The 16,770-nt window shown below is 54.7% G+C and carries 14 protein-coding genes and 3 tRNA genes; 6 read left to right on the top strand and 11 right to left on the bottom strand.

Translation table 11 applies throughout. The annotated features are described in order from the left end of the window. Positions 1-584 precede the first annotated feature (584 nt). From proB to TRESADRAFT_RS02665, 4 genes are all read left to right on the top strand, one after another. Entirely contained in the window at positions 585-1,388 is an 804-nt protein-coding gene (proB, locus tag TRESADRAFT_RS02650; protein ID WP_002702597.1) for a glutamate 5-kinase, read from the top strand. Between the two features lie 400 nt (positions 1,389-1,788). Continuing rightward, positions 1,789-1,873 (top strand) — tRNA-Ser (locus TRESADRAFT_RS02655). A gap of 25 nt (positions 1,874-1,898) precedes the next feature. Then, positions 1,899-1,983, top strand: a tRNA-Ser gene (locus tag TRESADRAFT_RS02660). A 6-nt stretch (positions 1,984-1,989) separates the two neighbouring features. Further along, a tRNA-Arg gene (locus TRESADRAFT_RS02665) sits at positions 1,990-2,064 on the top strand. A gap of 46 nt (positions 2,065-2,110) precedes the next feature. Here the strand turns inward: TRESADRAFT_RS02665 and TRESADRAFT_RS16180 are convergent. Next, on the bottom strand, positions 2,111-2,284 hold the full coding sequence (locus tag TRESADRAFT_RS16180) for a hypothetical protein (protein ID WP_159100021.1): 174 nt from the start codon (positions 2,282-2,284) through the stop codon (positions 2,111-2,113). Between TRESADRAFT_RS16180 and TRESADRAFT_RS02675 the strand changes: the two genes are divergently transcribed. Next, on the top strand, positions 2,283-2,885 hold the full coding sequence (locus TRESADRAFT_RS02675; RefSeq protein ID WP_002702599.1) for a YqiA/YcfP family alpha/beta fold hydrolase: 603 nt from the start codon (positions 2,283-2,285) through the stop codon (positions 2,883-2,885). The genes TRESADRAFT_RS16180 and TRESADRAFT_RS02675 overlap by 2 nt on opposite strands. Before the next feature lie 21 nt (positions 2,886-2,906). Here TRESADRAFT_RS02675 and TRESADRAFT_RS02680 read toward each other — a convergent pair whose 3' ends face one another. From TRESADRAFT_RS02680 to TRESADRAFT_RS02705, 6 genes are all read right to left on the bottom strand, one after another. Further along, positions 2,907-4,193, bottom strand: coding sequence for a M48 family metallopeptidase (locus TRESADRAFT_RS02680; RefSeq protein ID WP_002702602.1), 1,287 nt, complete (start codon positions 4,191-4,193; stop codon positions 2,907-2,909). Between the two features lie 58 nt (positions 4,194-4,251). Beyond that, positions 4,252-6,156, bottom strand: coding sequence for a fructose-bisphosphatase class III (locus TRESADRAFT_RS02685; protein WP_002702604.1), 1,905 nt, complete (start codon positions 6,154-6,156; stop codon positions 4,252-4,254). Between the two features lie 163 nt (positions 6,157-6,319). Continuing rightward, complete coding sequence (locus tag TRESADRAFT_RS02690; protein ID WP_002702606.1) at positions 6,320-7,681, bottom strand: dihydroorotase; 1,362 nt, start codon at positions 7,679-7,681, stop codon at positions 6,320-6,322. Between the two features lie 76 nt (positions 7,682-7,757). Continuing rightward, positions 7,758-9,236, bottom strand: a complete 1,479-nt coding sequence (locus TRESADRAFT_RS02695; protein ID WP_002702608.1) for a bifunctional ADP-dependent NAD(P)H-hydrate dehydratase/NAD(P)H-hydrate epimerase — start codon at positions 9,234-9,236, stop codon at positions 7,758-7,760. 74 nt (positions 9,237-9,310) lie between these two features. After that, positions 9,311-10,705, bottom strand: a complete 1,395-nt coding sequence (locus TRESADRAFT_RS02700) for an MATE family efflux transporter (protein WP_002702616.1) — start codon at positions 10,703-10,705, stop codon at positions 9,311-9,313. 143 nt (positions 10,706-10,848) lie between these two features. After that, positions 10,849-11,163, bottom strand: coding sequence for an isoamylase early set domain-containing protein (locus TRESADRAFT_RS02705; RefSeq protein WP_002702618.1), 315 nt, complete (start codon positions 11,161-11,163; stop codon positions 10,849-10,851). Positions 11,164-11,629: 466 nt separating this feature from the next. On the opposite strand from TRESADRAFT_RS02705, the gene metK reads away from it, so the two are divergent. Continuing rightward, on the top strand, positions 11,630-12,844 hold the full coding sequence (gene metK, locus TRESADRAFT_RS02710) for a methionine adenosyltransferase (RefSeq protein WP_002702619.1): 1,215 nt from the start codon (positions 11,630-11,632) through the stop codon (positions 12,842-12,844). Between the two features lie 284 nt (positions 12,845-13,128). Here metK and pheS read toward each other — a convergent pair whose 3' ends face one another. The 4 genes from pheS to TRESADRAFT_RS02730 all read right to left on the bottom strand — a co-directional run bounded on the left by pheS (position 13,129) and on the right by TRESADRAFT_RS02730 (position 16,683). Next, positions 13,129-14,685, bottom strand: coding sequence for a phenylalanine--tRNA ligase subunit alpha (gene pheS, locus TRESADRAFT_RS02715; RefSeq protein ID WP_002702620.1), 1,557 nt, complete (start codon positions 14,683-14,685; stop codon positions 13,129-13,131). A gap of 120 nt (positions 14,686-14,805) precedes the next feature. Beyond that, positions 14,806-15,204, bottom strand: coding sequence for a hypothetical protein (locus tag TRESADRAFT_RS02720; protein WP_002702622.1), 399 nt, complete (start codon positions 15,202-15,204; stop codon positions 14,806-14,808). A gap of 20 nt (positions 15,205-15,224) precedes the next feature. Continuing rightward, positions 15,225-15,956, bottom strand: a complete 732-nt coding sequence (locus TRESADRAFT_RS02725) for a hypothetical protein (RefSeq protein ID WP_002702624.1) — start codon at positions 15,954-15,956, stop codon at positions 15,225-15,227. 37 nt (positions 15,957-15,993) lie between these two features. Next, a complete protein-coding gene (locus TRESADRAFT_RS02730) occupies positions 15,994-16,683 on the bottom strand; it encodes a rhomboid family intramembrane serine protease (protein WP_002702625.1) in 690 nt (229 codons plus the stop codon). Positions 16,684-16,770: the final 87 nt, after the last annotated feature.

The raw sequence follows: 16,770 nt of genomic DNA on the forward strand, positions 1-16,770 counted from the left end.
CTGCGGGCGCACGCTACGAGCAAAAAATGATAAACGCTAGCAAAACATAGCGTGCGCCCCCCTCGCATGTTCCGTGGGCGCACGCTCCGATAAACAACGATAAACGCTAGCAAAACAAAGCGTTCCGCACTCACAAAAAAAGACGCGGAACATGCGCCCCCCCGCATGTTCCGTGGGCGCACGCTCCGATAAACAACGATAAACGCTAGCAAAACAAAGCGTTCCGCACTCACCCCAAAAGGCGCACACCACGCAAAAGCGGGGTGCTGCGGGCGCACGCTCCGATAAACAACGACAAACGCTCGTAAAACAAAGCGTTCCGCCTCCACTTCAACAGGGCGCGGAACATGCGCCCCTCGCATGTTCCGTGGGCGCACGCTCCGAGAAACAGTGATAAACGCCAGCAAAACAAAGCGTTCCGCCTCCACTTCAACAGGGCGCGGAACATGCGCCACTCGCATGTTCCGTGGGCGCACGCTCCGATAAACAACGATAAACGCTCGTAAAACAAAGCGTGCGCCGTGGCAAGACACACAAAATCGGGTATAGTTTCTTTGCGGCGAAAATGCCGCAAGGAAAGAAAAATGTCGGTAAATTCAACGATACAGCAGACTCTCGCCGAAGCGAGAAAAATCGTCATAAAAATCGGGTCGAACACGCTCGCTAAAGCGGACGGAACGCAGAACACGGAATTCATGCAGTCATTCGCACGGCAATGCAGGAACCTGATTGACGCGGGAAAAAGCGTCGTCGTCGTCTCATCGGGGGCGCAGGTTTCCGGAGTCTCGACGCTCAAGGAATGGGCACGGAAAAAGGACGTGCATTTCAGGCAGGCGCTCGCGGCAATCGGGCAAGTCGAGCTGATGGCGCAATGGCGGAAGGCGTTCGGCGAATTCGACATCCACATCGGGCAGCTTCTTTTCACGAAGGACGATTTCGAGGACAACCACCGCTCGCTCAACATACGGAACACGATTTTCACGCTCGTCGATGAAGGCGCCGTCCCCATCATCAACGAGAACGATTCTGTCTCGACGGACGAATTCGCGATAGGCGACAACGACAACCTTTCCGCGCTGACGGCGATTCTCTGGAGCGCGGACCTCCTCATCCTTTTCAGCGACATCGACGGAATATACACCGACAATCCAAAAACGAACCCGAACGCGCAGCTTGTCGAGACAGTGGCGGATATTTCCGAACTGCGGAAATCGATAAAAATAGGCGGAACAAACAGTTTTGGCACGGGCGGAATCGAGACAAAAATTCAGGCTGCCGAAAAAACAGTCGTCTACGGCATTCCCCTTCTTCTTGCGAACGGCGGCAGGGAAAATATCCTCGACAACCTCGTGAACGGAACCGCAACAGGAACACTCTTCCTTGCATAAGCGCTTGCATACCGGTGCGCGTTCCTAATTCGGTTTTGTCGGAGCAAGCGTGCGCCGGTGCGTGAAGCGCACCTTCCGTGCCCGAGGGGGCTGCAGGCATACCGGTGCGCGTTCCCAATTCGGCTTTGTCGGAGCAAGCGTGCGCCGGTGCGTGAAGCGCACCTTCCGTGCCCGAAGAGGCTGCAGGCATACCGGTGCGCGTTCCTAATTCGGCTTTGTCGGAGCAAGCGTGCGCCGGTGCGCGTTCGGAGTTTTCGTAACTGAAAAAATTGCTTTTATCTGACCGCTTTCACCTTCATGGATGCGGGCGGATGGCAAAAAAAGCGGAAAACGAACGCAACAAAAAGAGGGCTATTGACACTTTTTTTTAAAAATCGTATATTCACCAAGCATTTTGTTTGGAGCGATGGCAGAGAGGTCGATTGCACCGGTCTTGAAAACCGGCATACCGCAAGGTATCGTGGGTTCAAATCCTACTCGCTCCGCTTTCTTTCCGGTTTCCGGAAGAAAGGAGGCGTCGTATAGCGGTATTACAACGGATTGCTAATCCGTCGGTCTCGTAAGAGCCGGGCAGGTTCGACTCCTGTCGCCTCCGATGCATGAGATTGTAGCTCAGCTGGATTAGAGCGCCACCCTGCGGAGGTGGAGGTCGCACGTTCGAATCGTGTCAGTCTCACTCAGATTTTTTTGGAAAAAGGCTCGCCAAAACGGTGGGCTTTTTTTTATGCGCGCGCCCTCTTTCCTCTTTCCTCTTTCCTCTTTCCTCTTTCCTCTTTCCTCTTTCCTCTTTCCTCTTTCCTCTTTCCTCTTTCCTCTTTCCTCTTTCCTCTTTCCTCTTTCCTCTTTCCTCTTTCCACGATTGGACGAACGGAAAAAATCGCGCATACTATTGTCATGAACGAAAAGAAAATCAATTTGCTTTACATCCACGGGTTCAACGGAAAATCGCAGGGCGGAACGTACGTGGCGCTCAAAAGCCTCGCGGAAGGATTCGGGATAAACGTCCTGACGCATCAGTTCAGGGAGCTGCACACCAATGTCGAAAAAACGCAGGGCGAAATCGAGCGACTGTGCCGCGACAACGACATACGGATTATTGCGGGCGCCTCGCTCGGCGGATTCTACGCGCTTCAATGCAGGCTTCCGCTCAAAAAAATCGCGATAAACCCGTGCCTTCTTCCTTCAGCCGAAATTCCGCTGCTAAAGAATTTCGACACGGGTGAAAACGTTTTTGTTCCGGAAAGCGTAATCGAAAAATGGCGCGAGCTTGAGCGGTGGCTTGTCGTTCCGAACGCGTTCGGGATTTTCGGGAGGCAGGACGACCTTTTCCACAACGGCGCGGAACGGAATTTCAAATCGATGTTCGACTCGCTTTTCAAGGAAAGCTCCGCGTCCGTCCTCGTCAACGGAAAGCACAGCCTTGAGCTTGATGAGCTTCGCCCGGGATTTTTCGCGGCGATGGAGCATTTCAAAATCGAGGGGCGCGTCCAGAACTGAATTTTCCCGCACCACTGCCGACTACCGCTTCTTTTCCCGGAGCGCGCGGATTCGCTCAAGAAGGGGCGGATGATTGTAATGGAAAACCGAATAGATTTTCGGGACCTGAATCTCGCTGAGGTTTTCCTTGTTGAGCTTGACGAGCGCGGATACGAGCTCCTCGCACCCGCCGCACACTTCCGCGCTGAACGCATCGGCCTGGAATTCGTCGCGGCGGCTGAAGAAATTCAGCACGACGCCGGCAAGCGGGGAAAATCCCGAGAAGACGATTCCGAAAAGGACGAGTCCCGCCATCATCATGCGGTGGCTCACCTCCCCGCCTGCCTCCTTCATCACGGAAAAACCGAATCCTTCGTACAGCGGCGGATAGCGTAGCGCGAGGCTCACGACAAAAAGCGCGGCAAAGACGACGGGAATCACGACGAGCATACGCCGTATTATGTGGTGCTTCTTGAAATGCCCGAGCTCGTGCCCGAGAACGGCTTCGATTTCGGCGGGCGTGAGCTGCTCGATAAGCGTATCGTACAGAACGACGCGCTTCGTCTTTCCGAATCCCGTGAAATACGCGTTAGAATGCCCGGAGCGGCGCGACGCGTCCATCACAAAAAGCCCGCCCGAGCGGAAATGACAGCGCGCAAGAAGCGAATCGAGGCGCGATTTCAGCTCGCCGTCCTCAAGCGGCGTGAATTTGTTGAAAAGCGGCGCGATGAAAACGGGATAGATTACGGAAACGGCAAGGCTGAACGCGATGTACGCCGCCGCAAGAAAAATCCACCACGACGACGGCGCAACGCGGAACAAGAACCCGGCGACGGCGACAAGCGGAAGCGCGAGCACGGCGGAGACGACCGCCTCCTTCACCGCGTCCACAATCCACATGCCGAACGTCTGCTTGCAGAACCCGAATTTCTTTTCGATTCCGAAAACGCGGTACAGGCTGAACGGAATTCCGACAATCGCGTCGGGAACGGAAATGAACAGCAGGAAAAGCACGTTCACGAAAAACGCGCTCCCCGTCCAGGTGAAGACCGTCTCGAAAACGGCAGGATAGAACCCGCTGGCGGCAAGATACACTTTGAGAGCGAGCGAGACGAGTATTTCGGGAACCGAGAAAAAGTGCTTGGCGTCCTCATAGGCGCACGTCCGGGAAAGAGTCTCCTTGTCGACAGACGCGCCGACTTCCGGCGGGATTTCCATCCCGTGCTTTTTCCTGAACGAATAGTCGATGAACCCGAGCGACAGATGGATTGCCGCATCAAGGAACGCTCCGACAAAAAACAAAACGACGAAAACATTTGTGTACTGCATCTCAACTCCGAACCGAGGGTATAAAACGGGTCTATTCAAAACGGTTTGTTTTCCCGTGTCAAGGACAGGAAAACCGGACCCCTTTTCTGTACGCGCAGAGAAGCTCCTCAAGCTCGGCAATCTGCTCCTCAAGCTCGGAGCCGCGGTCGGTGTCGCGAACGTGCCGCCTGTTCGGGAAACGCTCGACCTGAATCGTGTCGGAAACGATGTCGGAATCGGTGGCAATCATCTGCTCGCAGCTCGTGAATTTCTCGTGGACGACGAGGCGCATCCCATAGCTGTTGCACACGAGCGTGTATCCGGCAATTCCCGTTTTTTCGTGGTACGCCGCCGAAAATCCGCCGTCGATGATAAGCAGCTTCCCGCCGCATTTTATCGGAGAATCGCCTTTCTTCACTTCCTGCGGGACGTGGCCGTTTATTATATGGGCGGTCTTTTCGTCCAGACCGAATTCGCGGAGAATCGAATTCACGGTCGCCTCGTCCTCAAGCTCGTCGTAGTAGCGGTTCTTCCGCTCGCACCGCGCCTCCTTGTCGTCTATGAACATGCTCTCGAAGCACGCCATCTTCTCCTTCCCGAACAGCGGCGATTTCGGCCCCGTCCACAAATACCACATTATGTTCTCGCCGCGCCTTTTTTCCTCGGAGCCGCTTTTTGCGAAATACCCCTTGCGAACCCAGACCTCAAGCTCGTCGTAAAGGCGCTTTCCGCTGACGGTTTTTCCGTACACATCGACCGGAAGGAATTTTCCGTCGGAATCGAGCGGCATGCAGCCGTGGTACAGCAGGTTCCCGTTGAAAACCTTGTAGAGGCTTCCCTTCGCGAAAAGGAAACGGACATGGCGCTGGAGCTTCTCGCAATGCGTGAACGAATAGACGAGCCTGTTCATGACGCGCTCCTCGTCGTCGGAAAGTTTTTCCGGATTCGCGGGGTCAACAGTCGGCATGTCGGCGGAAAAATCGCCCACGTTGAGCCTCCATTCCTTTCCGCCGATGTTCACGGTCTTCTTTTCGAAATCGATTTTGTCCAGGACGAGACGGTGCTCCATCCCGAATTCGGGATTCTCGCGAATCAGTTCAGCTTCGAGCTTGAGCTGAATCAGGAGAATCGCGCGGTGGACGGCGTTCCTGTCCATTTTCCCGTATGCGCTCATGCAGAAGGTGACGAGCGGCGTAAGGTTTATCCCGTAACCTTCCTCAAGGACGTCGAGATTGTTGTACCGCGCGCAGAGCCTGACGACATTCGCGATGCACACCTTGCTTCCGGCGGCGGCGCCCATCCAGACGATGTCGTGGTTTCCCCATTGTATGTCGAGCGAATGGTAGTTCAGAATCGAATCGAGGATGAGATGCGGTCCCGGCCCCCGGTCGAAAATGTCGCCGATTATGTGAAGGTGGTCGATGACGAGCCGCTGAATCATGTTGCAGAGCGCGACGATAAGCTGCTCCGCCGCCCCGATGCGTATGACGGTGCTGATTATGGAATTGTAGTACGCCTGCTTGTCCTTGATTTCTTCCTTCTCCGTTATGAGCTCCTCGATTACGTAGGAGAAATCCTCGGGCATCGCCTTGTGGACTTTCGAGCGCGTGTATTTCGACGATACGCGGCGGAGCATCGCAACGAGACGGTGGAGCGTGACGGTGTACCAGTCGTCCAAATCCTCCTCGGACTGTCTGACAATCTCAAGTTTCTCCTTCGGGTAGTAAATCAATGTCGCGAGCGCGCGTTTTACGGACGACGTTTCCGTGTTGCCGAAAACCTCCTCTATTTTCGTCCGTATCGAGCCGGAGCCGTTCCGCAAAACATGGCTGAACTGCTGGAATTCCCCGTGAATGTCCGTGAGGAAATGCTCCGTGCCCTTCGGCAGAGCGAGTATCGCCTGAAGGTTCACAATCTCCGTTATGACCGACTGCTCCGACGGATATTGCCGTGCTAGAATCGAAAGATATTTCTCGTTTTTCATGGGGGAAATTATATCAGTTCCCGCGCGAAAACATCATTTTTTTGTGGTGCCGAAAGCAGTTTTCCCATCGCGGAATACGGCTTTTTCCGAAACTTCCGGACGACCGAAAAAAAATCCCGATTCCGACTCGAAAACAAAAGGGCGGAATCGGAACTCACGAAGCTCAGCAGTAAATCATGCGCTTGACGCGGCCGACGAGCTTCTTCCCTTCGAGCGGCGTCGATTTTCCCTTTGACTTGAATTCCGCGGCGCGGACAATCCACTCCTCGCGCGTATCGACAAGCGAGAACGAAGCCGCAAATCCGGGACGGAGCCGCCCCGACTTCAAGCCGAGAATCGCGGCGGGATTCGCGCTCATAAGTTCCGACAGCCGTGAAAGGGAGAATCCCTCCTCCGCGCACAGAACCGTATGGCAGGCGGCAAAAGCCGTCTCAAGACCGGTGAACCCAGGGGAGCCGGCGGCTTTGTCCTCCATCGTGTGCGGGGCGTGGTCTGTTCCGATGCAGTCCGCCGTCCCGTCGCGCAGCGCCTCAATCAACGCGCGCCTGTCTTCCACGCTCCGAAGAGGAGGATTCACGAGCGCGCGGATATTCGGCTCTTCCGTCCCCACAAGGGAAAGATGGTGCGGCGTGACCTCGACGGAGCAGTCGATTCCCCGCGCCTTCGCGTTCCGCACGGCATCCATGCTCGTTTTTGTGGAGCAATGGCAGATGTGGACGTGACAATGCGCGAGCGCGCCAATCTCAAGGTTCCGCTCCGTCGCGGCATCCTCGGCAAGCGCAAGAAGCGAATTCGCGCGCGAAAGGTTCCCGTCGATTTCCGACACGACGGATTCAGGGACGGAACCGGGAATTTCGTCGAATATTCCCGCGGGAATTCCGTTGTCAGCCATAAGGCGGAGCGCCGCCTGCCTGAACGGACGGGCTGCTTTCGCAAGCTCCACATCCTCGCAATGGCACGCGACGACGATTCCCTTCTTCCCGGCTTTCTCCATCGCCTCAAGCATGACGGCGGCGGAGGCAACATCGTGCCCGTCCTCGCTTATCACCGGAAATTCATCCCTGCTCAAATCGTCGATTGCAGACGTGTCCGTTCCGCCGAAATCCTTCGTTATGCTGACCGTCTGAAAAACCGTCGCGCGGGATTTCTCCGAGCATTCTTTCATTATCGATTTTGCGAGCGACGACGACGAGACGACAGGATTCGTGTTCGGCATGAGGACGAGCGTTCCGAATCCGCCGTTCTCCGCAGCGGCGAGCGCAGAATCGATATCCTCTTTCTGCGTCTGCCCCGGATAGCGGAAATGCGCGTGCATGTCCACGAAAGACGGCATGAGCGCAAGCCCTTCCGCGTCTATAAAATTCCCGCGTGGAATCCCGACGACGGCGGCGAGTTTCTCCGCATCGCTCCGTCTCCTGAAAGAACCCATATGCACGGAACAGATAATTCCGTCCCTGCAGAAAACCGCGCCCTCGGAGTCGATGTCGGCATCAACAAGACGCGCATTGTATATGACTGCATCCATTTTTCATTCCCCAAACGTTTTTTTTCCACGATTCTACAGAAAAAATGACGCCCTGAAAAACCCCCGCGGCAAGCGCTCAGAGACGGGAAACGTTCTCGATTATGTCGGACGGAACCATCGCATAGTCGCATTCGACTTTCCGGCTGGCGAGCGCATGCGCGAGCGACGCGCTTCCGGCGGCATCGACCGTCTTGTACTTCTGCGCGAGGAGCGCGACGACAAGCCCGGAAAGGACGTCCCCGCTTCCGGCTTTCGCGAGGCAGGGCATTCCGAACGGATTCACGTAGAGATTGTATTTCCTGCCGTCAAAATATCCTATCATCGGGTTCGCGCCTTTCACGAGGAGCACGCATTTCGGATATTTCTTGCAGAATTCCTCGATAAGCTCATTCTTCTTCGTCACGCAGTCCGACACGGAATGCTCGCCGAACCCACACGACCTCAGGACAACCTGGAATTCCTTGGGATGCGGGGTGAGGACGACCTTGCGGCTTCTTTCCGAAAGGAATGACGGAAGCCGCGGGGAAAGAAGCGCGTCCGCATCGATAACGCAGGCAACATCCTTGTGGGCGGAGAGGTAGTCGAAATACCGGGCTATTTTCGCCTCGGCATCCGCGCCGCGCCCCATGCCCATCCCGAACGCGACTGCCGTCGTCTTTTCCGGCAATTCAGTCGAGCTCATAATTTCCGGCGGCACGAACGAGAAATCAGTTCCCTCATCGCCGACGATGGTGACCTGCCCCGCCCCGAACCGGAGCGCTGCGGACGACGCGAGGATTGCCGCCCCGCGCTTTTCCCCAAGCGCGACGACCGCATGTCCGAAATCGCCCTTGTTCACGAGGCATTTTTTTCTTTTCGGGAGAATCATGTCGCTTTCCTCAAGAAGGCTCGCGACTTTCAGCGACGTGTTGCTCGAATTTTCGTAGAGGCGGCGGCCGACACCGAGGTCAGCGCAGACGACATCCCCGACGAAATCCTTTGCCGAATCCTGGAAAAGCGAAAGCTTGAGCGCGCCCATCGTAACGGTGACGTCAGCGCGGAACGTGCCGCGGGAAACGGTCCCGCACGAATCGATTCCGCTCGGAATGTCGCAGGCAATCCTGAACGCATCGACGTTGCTCGCGTCGTTCAGGATAATCTGCACGTTCTCGGGAAGCTCGCCGTGGAATCCGCTTCCGAAAACGCAATCGACGATGACGGCGGCGGACTCCACGAATTCAAGCGTGAAGTCGAACAGGCTGAAAATCCTGGTGCCGCACTTCTCAGCCCGCTCCTTCTGAAGTTTGCAAAGCCCGCTTTTTGCCGGAACGCATTCGAACACGACGACGTCATAGTAAATCCGAATCCGCCTTGCCAGCGCGTATCCGTCAGCCCCGTTGTCGCCGCCGCCGCACAGTATGAGAACACGGTTCCGCTCGCCGCAGAACCCACCGTGCGCCCTGATTTCTTTTTCCAATGCCGCGGCAGCATTCTCCATCATTATCTCTTCCGTGAGACCGTACGCGTCACGGCAAGCGTTGTCGAGTTTCTTCAAGTCGAAATAAAGGTTTTGCATGATTCCTAAATTATAAATTAGGAATTCGAGAAAAAAAAGCCAAAATAAAGCGCAATAAAGTCGCTATTTTTTCCTCATATCACTTTCTTGTCGAGCCACTTTCCGCGGCAGAACCGCGCGAAGAAAAGCGAGCCGCGGAAAATCCAGTCGAGGTACATCCCGAACCAGACGCCGTAAAGCGCAAGATGGGTGCTTCCCGGATTCCGCGCGATTATGAACGACGAGATGAGGAAGCTGAACAGCACGCGGAACGCCCACATAGAGATGTTGCTGACGACCATCGTGAATTTCGCGTCCCCCGCAGCGCGGAGGATGTTCGGCATCGTGAACGACATCGGCCAGAGGAGGACGTTCGCGCACATGCACGTCCTGATAACGCCGGAAGCGAGGCGCGCGGACTCGTCGGAAAGGTTGAACGCGCGGACGAGGACGGGCGCAAGGATGAAAATAGCCATGCTCGTGCAGAACATCGCGACGTAGGCAACCTGCATCAGCTTTTTTCCGTACGACTTCGCCTGGCCTTTCTCACCCGCGCCGATGCACCGCCCGATAATCGTCACGCAGCCGAGCCCTATCGAGCTTCCGGGAATGTTCGAGAAGCTCGCAATCGTGTTCGAAATCGCGTTCGCGGCAATCGCCACCGTACCGAACCCCGACATGAACGACTGGACGAGAATCTTTCCGATATGGAAGACGGAATTCTCGATTCCGCTCGGAATGCCGACGGTGAGAATTCTCCGAATCATCGGAAAATTCACCTCGACTTTCCAGAATTTGTCGATGTAAATCTCGTTGTTCCTGTTCCCCAAAAGAAAAAGCATCACGCACGCGGCAACCGCCCGGCTCAAAAGCGTCGCAAGCCCCGCGCCGTTCACCCCGATTCCCGCGCCGTAGATGAAGACGGCGTTCCCCGAGATGTTTATGAAATTCATCACCATGCTGACTTTGAGGCTGATTTTCGAATTCCCCATCGAGCGGAAAAGAGCAGCAGACGAATTGTATATCGCGAGGAACGGGAACGAAACGAGAATCCAGACGAAATAGTCGAGCGCGTTTTTCATGACGTCCGCCTCCGATTTCCCGTAAAGCAGCCCGAGAATCGGTTTCCGCAGCGGAAGGCAGATGACGACAAGCGCGACCGCGATAAATCCCGCGACATTGAAAAGCTGCTTCGCCGCCATGCGCGCGTTGTCCGGAGAACCGTGCCCGAGGTATTGAGAGCTGACGACGGCACCTCCCGTCGCGAACGCCGCAAAAAGCTGTATCATAAGCTGGCTGAACTGGTCGACAAGGGAAACTCCGGACACGCCCGCCTCCCCGATTGACGACACCATCAGCGTGTCGCACGCGCCAATCGTCATCGCAAGAAACTGCTCCGCGACGAGCGGAAGAATCAATCTGAAAAGATACGCCCTGTCGAACAGCGGCTTCGCGCCGCGCCCCTCAATCGTCTGAATATCCTTTTCCATGCGCAAAATAATAGCCCCGTGCCGAAAAAATATCTGTACAGAATTTGCTCAAAAACGTTCGTTATGTGCATATTTTGCTGAAAATCCGCCGGGACAAAAAAAATCCCGCTCGGAGGCGGGACTTTTCAAAATCGCAAACAAAATTATTTCGAGCAGACGACGACAGAATTGTCCGTCGAGCTGAAAGGTGCCGGAATATATTTGTCGGCATTCCAATCGTTTTCCCAGCGGCTTCCATCCAAAAGATAGCGGAACTGATATTCCTTCCCGACCTCAAGCGGAATCTGTACGGAGAATGAACCATCGCGCTTTTTTGTAAGCGGAGTCGCCGTCGATGACCAGCTGTTGAAGTCGCCTGCAATAGAGATGCTCTCGGCTCCCTGCGCAGCCTCAGCCGTAACAGTGAATGTCACTTTGCATGTTTTGCCATCTTTTGAAAAAGATTTCTTCAAAGCCATATGTATATACCCCCTTTTTTCAACTACCGAAAAAACGTCGTTTTTTTGTCTTTTCGTTTTTTTGTTACGAAGTATACAAATATATCCGACGAAAAACAAGAGAATTTTCAGTTTCGGAAAATCGTGTCGGAAAAAGTTTTACAATAACTGCAAATTTCGCGCATTTTATGAATTTTCCGTCATCACGCGCCGATACGATTCGTCGATTTATTTGAAAAATTGAAGAAAACCCGCGCAGAACAACGGAAAACGCGCGCAATCGGAATCCGGCAAAAAAGCCGCCGCAACGACCAAAAGCGATTTTTTCTCTTTATCGAGCCGAAAAACCTTAATGTGTTGCCTAAATGCATATGAAGGACTATATTCTAGTCTGTTGACATACCCTATCCCGTCGTTTTATCCAAATTGCGGTCGGGTGCTTTTCCGTATGGAGAGGCAAGAAACATGCTAAAAAGGAGCGTGCATTATGGCAGCTGTCTTATCAAAAACACATCTTTTCACATCTGAATCAGTCGGAGAGGGACACCCCGACAAGCTTTGCGACCAGATTTCCGACGCAATCCTCGACTACGCGCTTTCGCTCGACAAGAACGCGCATGTCGCCTGCGAGACGTTCGCGACGACGAATTTCGTCCTCGTCGGAGGGGAAATCGGATTCTACGGTGCCGACGCGAAGGAGAACGCGAGGAAAATCGCCGAGAACGCAGAGAAAATCGCACGGAGCGTCGCCCGCGACATCGGATACACGAGCGAATCGTTCGGGCTCAACGCGGACACGTTCGAATTCGTGAACAAAATCCACGCGCAGTCGGCGGACATCAACCAGGGAGTCGCCGGAACAGGACTCGATGAATTCAAAGGCCAGCAGGGAGCCGGCGACCAAGGGCTCATGTTCGGGTTCGCGTGCAACGAGACGCCGGAGCTCATGCCGACGCCGATTGTCTACGCGCACAAGCTTCTTCTCAAGGCGACGGAACTCCGCAAAAGCGGGAAAATCAAATGGCTCCGCCCGGACTCAAAATCGCAGGTCACGGTCGAGTACGACGGAAAGAAACCCGTCCGCATCGACGCCGTTGTCGTCTCGCATCAGCACGACGACGGAATCAGCCACGAGGAAATCGAGCGCACGATAAAGGAAGAAATCATCAATCCAGTTCTTTCCGAAACGGGGCTTCTCGACGCGAACACGAAGTATTTCATCAACCCGACCGGAAAATTCATCACGGGAGGCCCGGACGGAGACGCGGGGCTGACGGGGCGCAAGATTATCGTCGACACGTACGGCGGAATGGGACGCCACGGCGGCGGCGCGTTCAGCGGAAAAGACCCGAGCAAAGTGGACCGCTCCGCAGCCTACATGGCGAGATACATCGCGAAGAACATCGTCGCATCGGGGCTTGCCGAGCGCGCTGAAGTTCAGCTCGCATACGCAATCGGAGTTCCCTTCCCCGTTTCCGTGAACGTGGACACGTTCGGCACGGGAACAGCCGACGACGCGAAAATCTCCGCCGCGGTAAAGGAAGTATTCGACTGCACGCCCGCCGGAATCGAGAAGACGCTCAACCTCCGCGGAATCGAATACAGGAAGACCGCAAGCTACGGGCACTTCGGACGCGAAGGATTCCCGTGGGAGAAGACCGACAAAGCCGACGCGCTTAAATCGGCCGTCGCGAGACTGTAAAAGCACGGAACCATGAAAAAGAAAGGGGCTTTCGCCCCTTTCTTTTTTTTAAGCGGAATTTGCGCGGGGTCCACATGGAAAACGGGTGCTCCAGCATAAAAAAGTCGATTCATTTTTGTCATGCCTAACAGGATTTTCCGGCAATCCTGTTTCCGCATCCATATATAGATTGTATATAGATTCCGAAACGAGTCCGGAATGACGACGGAAATCCGGGCAGAGCGCAAAAAAATGCCCGCACGGATGCGGGCACTCTGACGGAAAACCGCAAGACGCGGTTCATTCTAGAATTTCGCTTTTCTGAGGCGGACTTCCTCGATGTTCTCGCTGAACAGCTCGCGGAGGTCGTTCAAACCGAGCGCCATGAGCGCCATGCGGTCGATTCCCATTCCCCACGCGAGGACGGGAACGTCGATTCCCTGCGCCTTCGTGACCTCGGGGCGGAAGATTCCCGCGCCGCCAAGCTCGAACCAGCCGAGGACGGGATGCTTGATATGCACCTCGACGGACGGCTCCGTGAACGGGAAGTAGCCGGGAACGTATTTCACTTCCGTCGCGCCCGCAACCTCACGCGCGAACATCTCAAGCATTCCGAGAAGCGTGCGGAGATTCACGTCCTCCCCGGCGATGATTCCCTCTGTCTGATAGAAGTCGGAAAGATGCGTCGCGTCCACCTTGTCGTAGCGGAAACAGCGCGCGATTCCGAAATATTTTCCCGGAATCTCCGCCTTGTGGAGCTGATGCGCGGAAAGGACGGTTCCCTGCGAGCGGAGGACGAGCCGCCTCGTGAATTCGTGGTCGAAATCGTAATTCCATCCGCGGCTTCCCGTATTCCCGCCATTCTTGTGCGTGTTCGCGACGTTCGTGAGCCACGGCTCCTCGATTTCCTTCGCGTGTGTCGGGTTCTTGATGCGGTACACGTCGTGGATATCGCGCGCGGCATGGAACTGCGGCATGAAAAGCGCGTCCCCGTTCCAGAATTCCGTCTCAACGAGTGGGCCGTCGTATTCCTGGAAGCCGAGCGAGCAGAGCTTGTCCTTCACGTGCTCGAGGAACTGCACATACGGATTTGTGCGGCCGGGAATGATGCGCGCCGGCGGAATCGAGATGTTGTATCCGCGGAACGTTCCGTTCTTCCATTCGCCCGAAGCGAGCATTTTTGGGGTAAGCTCGCCGATTTCGTTGCCCGTGATTCCCGCGTTTTTGAGGGCGGAGACGACTTCCTTGAAATGCTCGGAAAGCTTGTAGAGGACAGTTTCGCGCTCGATGATTTTGAACGGAGAATCCGCGGCGCCGCGTTTCTTTGCGAATGCGCCGATGACGCTCTTCTCCTCGTCGCTGAGAGTCGCCGCATCAATCTGCCCGTTCTCGGTGCCGCTCGCCCTGACGAAAAGCTCGCGCGCAATCTTTATTCTCGCGGGGATTTCCGCGCCCGTATACTCGGCCTTCTTCTCGGCATTCATCTTGAGGACGCCGTCCTTCGAAAGCTGCCCGAACCCGGAACCGACATCCTTCTGCTCAAGACCGGTACCCGCCGCAATCTCGGGAAGCGTCTTCGCGCCGTTCGCCTTCACGAATTCGATGATTCTCTCGTCCGGCGTTCCGTTTTTCGCATAATCGCGCCCCAAATCCGTTATCTCATAGAACGTGTGCGGGGTCCTGCTCGTCACGGAAAGGAGATTTTTTCCGCCAAGCCACGAGAAAGCCTGGTTCGCGTGTCCTTCCTTGTAGCCGAGCTCCTTCTGAAGTTTCTCGGAAGAAAGCTCGTCGTTCTGCCCGTATTTCAGGAGAACCTTGATTTCGAGCGGGTGAAGATTTTTGATTATGCTCTGGATGTCCATTTATTTACTCCTATTGTTTGTTTTTATCTTTCGCATTCGCCTAAAAACATCGAAAGCCAGCCCCTTTTTAAGAAGCCGGCTTCCATTTTTGATGACAGACGAATCGACCTGATGCGGGAACTAGTAAGCGAGCCTGCTGCTGTTGAACTTGACCCACTCGCGGTGCTCAGCCCATCTCAGACCGTTCTCATCCTTGAAATACTTGACGTTGTATTTGTGAAGATGCTTGTAGCTGTCGTACTGATTCTGCATTTTGAAATCATTGAGACATTCGAGAATCGCATTCATCGCCTCGCCTGGGTCGTAAGAAACTGCCAGAACTTTGTAATATGCGATAACCTCGTCCGTAAGAGGAGTGTATTCGAGACGAACGCTTGCAGTCTTGTTTTCGACATGCTGGTTTTCAGGAACGATAGTCCGTGTGAGCGAATCCTGCGCGGGTGCCGAATCCGTATCAGCCGCGAACGCTATTCCGAACGAAAACAAAAGCGATACAGCGATCGCCAAAAACTTCTTCATATATATATCCTCCATCGTTTTTAAAATGTCTTGTATTCGAGTATTCTATCTGTTTCCATAAAAAAATCAAGGGAAACGCGGTACCGCCCGGCGTCTATGCCAATCAGCGCAGGCTCCGAGATGAGCACCGTTCCGGACACAAGCTTCGGCTTCGTCTTGATTTTCTTCCGCGCATATTCGCGGACGGCGTTCCGAAGCGCCTCCTCGCTCGCGCTTTTTATGCCGTCGAAACCGTCGGAAAGCGGCGCGTACCCGATTCCGCTGACACGCGGATGGATGACGGAGCGCCAGAAATAGTAGAAGTGCATCTGCTCCTCCGTGCGCGGGAATTCCACCCACGCGGAAAGCACGTCGTCCTTTACCCACGGTTTCGCATACCGTATGCGCTCCTTGTCGGCGTCGGAAAGTCCGAACACTGGGCTGAACTCGAAGAATTCCTCGACCCCGCGCGCCTTGTCGTAAGGCGTATACTCGAATTTCCATCCGTATACCATTCCCCCGACGAAAAATGGGGCGACCTCGCGGATTTTTCTGACGGGAACGGAATAGACGTCGTCGCCGTCGTTCTGCCTGTTCATTTCCCGGACTGATTCCGACGCGGTGTCGCCCTCGAAATATCCCGGATAGACGTCCATCTGAGCCCAAAGCGAGAAGCGGACGAGGCGTTCCTGCGTCACGTCGGACGCAAAAACGCGCGAGAGAAAAAGGACAGAGAGCGCGAATATGATTTTTTTCTTTGCGGAATGTGCCATCGTTTTAAATTTCGGCGTTTTGCCCGCGCCGGAAAAGTCAGCGCCGAAAAACGTCACGCCACACGCGAATCGGGTTCACGCCCATCCTCACGAGCATGTAGAGGAACGCGAACGCGAATCCCGCAAGGTGCGTCTGATGCGCGACATTCGAGCCGCCGGTAAACTGGCTCACGAATTCGATTACGGCGTACGCGATTACGAGAATCGGGGCCGGAACGGGAATGACGAACCACACGAAAATCCTCGAGCGCGGGAAAATCACGGCATACGCGAGAAGAATTCCGTATATTGCGCCGCTCGCACCGACAAGCGACACCAGATACGTGTACGGATACATTCCCTGCGAAATCATGTAGGCGCCGAGCGCGTAATACACCCCGACGGAAAAAAGCCCGGACAGAACGCCGACGACGAGATACATCATCACGAATTCCTTCGAGCCGAGCGCCCGCTCGACCTGCATTCCGAAAAAAAGAAGGCCGAGCATATTGAAGAACAGATGCTGGATGTTCCCGTGCATGAACATGTACGTAAGCGGCTGCCAGAAACACTGATGAAAAACGAACCCTACGACATTTATCGAAAAATAATCCTCGCCGACGGGAATCAGATTCGTAAAATTGAAGAGGAAATAAACAACCGCGTTTATCGCGATTATCGAAAGCGTCGCGTTTTTGAAAGAATACCTGAACGGTCTTCGAATCCGCGAAAGAATCTCAGAAGCCATGCGTCCCCCACCCTAAAACCATTGAATTTGCCCGGAACCTGAAATTTCCGAACGGTCCTATTGAAATGCGATGCCGATTCCGGCATG

This window comes from Treponema saccharophilum DSM 2985 (genome assembly GCF_000255555.1).
GTDB lineage: Bacteria > Spirochaetota > Spirochaetia > Treponematales > Treponemataceae > Treponema_D > Treponema_D saccharophilum.